General features: G+C 65.5%; 1 pseudogene. It reads right to left on the bottom strand.

From position 1 onward, the window contains the following. Positions 1-281, bottom strand: a pseudogene (locus EN818_RS32280) (hypothetical protein); the annotation flags it as partial.

Here is a 281-nt window from a genome sequence, read left to right as displayed (position 1 = left end):
GCAGATGTCGAATTTCTTGCCGCCGACCAGGCCGCAGATTTCGTTCGGCATCGGCTTGCCTGGCTTGAAGTCAGAGAAGGCTCGGTCCTTGTCGTCGCAGGCCCGGTAGGCGAAGCCGCCTGGGACGCCGATCTTCGGCGGCCGGCAGGTATAGGCGGTGCGCGAAATCGCCGGCGCAATGGCGGCGAACTGGCCGGTGATCCTGTAGCGATCGTTGAACGGCTGCGCAGCGTTGCTGGCGATCGCGCCGGTGAGGCAGGGATGGCCGGAAAACATCGCGG

Origin of the sequence: Mesorhizobium sp. M3A.F.Ca.ET.175.01.1.1 (assembly GCF_004791945.1) — a bacterium.
Lineage (GTDB): Bacteria > Pseudomonadota > Alphaproteobacteria > Rhizobiales > Rhizobiaceae > Mesorhizobium.
Note: the sequence above shows the minus strand (reverse complement) of the source record. Positions and strands in the feature narration are given on the sequence as shown.